The organism is Nocardiopsis sp. CNR-923, from assembly GCF_001942255.1.
In the GTDB taxonomy this organism is placed as follows: Bacteria; Actinomycetota; Actinomycetes; order Streptosporangiales; family Streptosporangiaceae; genus Nocardiopsis.
Window position 1 is genome coordinate 1 of record NZ_MKKC01000015.1, and the last position, 4076, is coordinate 4076.

At 66.9% G+C, this 4076-nt stretch carries 3 protein-coding genes, 2 tRNA genes and 1 pseudogene; 5 read left to right on the plus strand and 1 reads right to left on the minus strand.

The window, feature by feature from the left end:
• Positions 1 to 117: 117 nt before the first annotated feature.
• A tRNA-Gly gene (locus BJF83_RS01050) sits at positions 118 to 188 on the minus strand.
• Positions 189 to 302: 114 nt separating this feature from the next.
• Here BJF83_RS01050 and BJF83_RS01055 point away from each other — a divergent pair.
• From BJF83_RS01055 to BJF83_RS01075, 5 genes and pseudogenes are all read left to right on the plus strand, one after another.
• Positions 303 to 377 (plus strand) — tRNA-Pro (locus BJF83_RS01055).
• A gap of 225 nt (positions 378 to 602) precedes the next feature.
• The gene (tig, locus tag BJF83_RS01060; RefSeq protein ID WP_075924812.1) at positions 603 to 2012 is read left to right on the plus strand and encodes a trigger factor; all 1410 of its coding nucleotides are present in this window, start codon (positions 603 to 605) and stop codon (positions 2010 to 2012) included.
• Between the two features lie 300 nt (positions 2013 to 2312).
• Positions 2313 to 2850 (plus strand): annotated as a pseudogene (locus BJF83_RS01065) (ClpP family protease).
• A gap of 49 nt (positions 2851 to 2899) precedes the next feature.
• Positions 2900 to 3556 carry an ATP-dependent Clp protease proteolytic subunit gene (locus tag BJF83_RS01070; RefSeq protein WP_075924813.1) on the plus strand — a complete coding sequence of 219 codons (657 nt, stop codon included), beginning with the start codon at positions 2900 to 2902 and terminating at the stop codon, positions 3554 to 3556.
• A gap of 294 nt (positions 3557 to 3850) precedes the next feature.
• Positions 3851 to 4076, plus strand: a 226-nt coding sequence (locus BJF83_RS01075) for a ClpX C4-type zinc finger protein (protein WP_316042173.1), incomplete at its 3' end; no start/stop codon positions are given.

Sequence of the window (4076 nt, forward strand, 5' to 3'; positions counted from 1 at the left end):
GCCGGTGTCGCAGACACAGGGCTCACTCCAAGCGGAGCGGGGGTGTGGGGGTCGTCCCCCGGGGTGTGGGTGGGCGGAGCGAGCCGGTGTCGCAGACACAGGGCTCACTCCAAGCGGAGCGGGCGACGGGAATCGAACCCGCATGGCCAGCTTGGAAGGCTGGAGTTCTACCATTGAACTACGCCCGCGTGGCGTCGGAGCCCCTGAGGTTCCTCTAGACTCGTGGAGCCGACGGAGACAAGAGTACAGTCTCCGAAGCGTTGGTCGCACACCCGCCCGGTGTGCGATCGTCGTGATTCGCACGGGGTGTGGCGCAGCTTGGTTAGCGCGCATGCTTTGGGAGCATGAGGCCGCGGGTTCGAATCCCGCCACCCCGACGAGACCATCCGTGGCAGCGGCCGTCGGCCGTGCGCCGGGCCCCCTGTCGGTCTGCCCTAGACTTGGTGCGATCAGCAGGAAACTGTAAGTCCCAGCCCGTCGCAGGGCACCCCTGGAACGCGGTCGCCAGACTGGCCGGGGTGCGCGCGTGCCGTTCGCCTCCGTGCGTGGCGCGCATGCGGGCCGTCGCGGACACCAGCCGGCAAACCTAGGAGTACCGCCCCGTGAAGACCGATGTCGAGGAGCTGAGCCCGACCCGGGTCAAGCTGACCATCGAGGTCCCCTTCGAGGAGCTCGAGCACGCTTTCGACGTGACGTACAAGTCGCTCGCCAAGCAGGTCCGGATCAAGGGCTTCCGCCCGGGTAAGGCGCCGGCGCGGCTGATCGACCGCTACGTCGGCCGCGGCGCGGTCATCAGCGAAGCGGTGAACCACGCCGTTCCGGAGCTCTACAACGAGGCCATCCAGAAGGAGGAGCTCTTCGCGCTGGGCCAGCCCGACGTGGAGGTCACCAAGCTGGAGGACAACGAGGAGTTCGCCTTCACCGCCGAGGTCGACGTCCGGCCGAAGTTCGAGGTCGAGAACTACAAGGGCATCGAGGTGACCGTCGACAGCGCCGAGGTCACCGACGAGCAGGTCGACGAGCAGATCAGTACGCTCCGCGAGCGCTTCTCCACCCTGGTCGGCGTCGAGCGCCCCGTCGAGGACGGCGACCACCTGTCGATCGACCTCTCCGCGGCCATCGAAGGTGAGAAGCTTGAGGACGTCGCGGTCAGCGGCTACTCCTACGAGGTCGGCACCAACACCATGCTGGAGGGCCTCGACGAGACCCTGCGCGGCATGGAGGCCGGCGGCGAGGCGACCTTCACGACCTCCCTGGTGGGCGGCGAGCACGAGGGCAAGGAGGCGGACGTCAGCGTCACCGTGCACAGTGTGAAGGTCAAGGAGTTGCCCGAACTCGACGACGAGTTCGCCCAGCTGGCCAGCGAGTTCGACACGATCGACGAGCTGCGTGAGGACGTGCGCAACCGCATGGGCGAGGTCCGCCGCATCCAGCAGCTCTCCGCGGCCCGCGACAAGGCCCTGGAGAAGTTGATCGAGTCGGTCGACATCCCGCTGCCGGAGTCGGTCGTCGACGAGGAGATCACCCGCCGCCGCCAGAGCCTGGAACAGCAGCTCGCCCAGGGCGGCCTCACCAAGGAGGCCTACCTGGAGTCGCAGGAGAAGACCGAGGAGGAGTTCGAGGAGGAGCTCACCACCGGTGCCAGCTCCGCCGTCAAGGCGGGGTTCATCCTCGACCAGCTGGCTCTCCAGGAGGAGCTCAGCGCCGACCAGGGCGAGCTCAGCCAGTACGTGTTCCAGCAGGCGCAGCGCATGGGTGTGAGCCCTGACCAGCTCGCCCAGCACCTGGTCGAGTCCAACCAGATCCGCGTCGCCTTCACCGAGGTCGTCCGCGGCAAGGCCATGGACCTGGTCCTGGCCGAGGCCGCGGTGACCGACGAGGACGGCAACGTCGTCGAGCAGCCCGAGCGCGAGAGCGACGAGGCCGTCGTCGAGGAGGCCGCCAAGGCCGCCGCTGCCGCAGCCGAGGCGACCGAGGACGTCAAGGACGAGGAGGGCGAGGGCGTCAAGTAGTCCCCGCCGCCGTGTGCCCCCGGGCCCCGTCCGACCTTCCGGGTCGGGCGGGGCCCGTTCTCGTTCGCTCGTGGAGGAAAGTCCTGTGCGGCGCCTGTTCCACCCTGCGCTCAAAGCGAACAGACACGGTATCCGTGCAACCCCGGTACTGGTCGGCGTTAGTGTCGCAGTATCGCAACCGTTTCGATTCCGGAGCAGGTGACGAGAGTGCCGCCGACCTTTGAAGAGTCCCCGCGATTCGACGCACGTACGTCCGACTCGCAGCTTTCCCCTTTTATCGAGCAGACGCCTCAGCGCCTGTTGCGCCAGCGAATCGTTTTCCTCGGCGACCAGGTGGACGACGAGATCGCCAACCGTCTCGTCGGTGAACTCCTGCTGCTGTCCGCTGAGGACCGCCACCGGGACATCACCATGTACATCAACTCGCCGGGCGGTTCCGTCACGGCGGGTATGGCGATCTACGACGTCATGCAGTACATCCCCAACGACGTCCGCACCGTCGGTATCGGCATGGCCGCCTCCATGGGCCAGATGCTGCTGTGCGCCGGCGCCCCGGGCAAGCGTTACGCCCTGCCGCACACGCGGGTCATGATGCACCAGCTCCGGCGGTATCGGGGGTACGGCCTCCGACATCCGCATCCTCGCCGACCAGCTCCTTTACGTGAAGAAGATGTTCATCGGCAAGATCGCCGAGCACACCGGGCAGTCGCCGGAGCAGATCGAGAAGGACGCCGACCGCGACCGCTGGTTCACCGCGCAGGAGGCCAAGGAGTACGGCTTCATCGACGAGGTCCTTGAGGGCACGCTCGACGTGACGACGGACCGTTCGCAGAGTTGATCCCGTCGGACCTGGATCCAGGAACGGCGCAGTGCGTGGAAGGCGTGAAATGACCGAGTTCAACCCCAGTCTCATCGGCGGCGCGGCCTCGATGGCTCCGCAGAGCCGCTACGTCCTGCCGTCCTACGTGGAGCGGACCTCGTACGGGGTCAAGGAGATGAACCCGTACAACAAGCTCTTCGAGGAGCGGATCATCTTCGTCGGCGTGCAGATCGACGACACGTCGGCCAACGACCTGATGGCCCAGCTCATCACGCTCGAACAGCTCGACTCCGAGCGGGACATCCAGATGTACATCAACTCCCCGGGTGGCTCGTTCACCTCGCTGATGGCCATCTACGACACGATGCAGTTCGTGCGCCCGGACATCCAGACGGTCTGCATCGGCCAGGCGGCCTCGGCCGCCGCGATCCTCCTCGCTGGCGGCACGAAGGGCAAGCGGGGCGCACTGCCCAACTCCCGCATCCTGATCCACCAGCCGGCCACCGAGGGCATGCACGGCCAGGCCAGCGACATCGAGATTCAGGCCAACGAGATCACCCGGATCCGCACCCAGCTGGAGACCACCCTGGCCCGGCACACCGGGCGTACGGCCGAGCAGGTGTCCAAGGACATCGAGCGGGACAAGATCCTGACCGCCGAGGAGGCCGTCGAGTACGGGATCATCGACTTCGTCCTGCCCTACCGCAAGGCGTCGCTGAAGTAGGGCGCCGTCGGCCGCTCCCGCGGGCGGTCGGCGTCCATTTCCGGACCGGCCGCCCCCGTTCCCGGTGATTCGGGGGAGTTCGGTGGGTCGGAAGTTGCGAGCCGGACCGGGCTTTGACCCGCCTGGGACAGCCCGGTGGTGAAGCCGGTCCGGTTTTTCGCTTAGTCTGGCGGAGAGCGACACACACATCGCCCCGTCCGTGGCCCCGGTCGTGGACGGGATCGGGAGCTCGGCTTCCGCACGGTTCGCGTGAGCGGCACCGACGGGGCGGCCTTAGTTTTGAGGAGTGGCTGGGTGGCACGCATCGGCGACGGCGGGGACCTGCTGAAGTGCTCGTTCTGCGGCAAGAGCCAAAAGCAGGTGAAGAAGCTCATCGCCGGCCCCGGCGTGTACATCTGCGATGAGTGCATTGATCTCTGCAACGAGATCATCGAGGAGGAACTCGCCGACGCCACCGAGCTCACGTGGGACAGCCTGCCCAAGCCGCGGGAGATCTACGAGTTCCTGGACTCGTACGTGA

What these genes read in the sequence shown, in the direction of transcription:
- BJF83_RS01070 (WP_075924813.1), top strand. Translation starts at nt 2,900, where the DNA reads ATGACCGAGTTCAACCCCAGTCTCATCGGCGGCGCGGCCTCGATGGCT.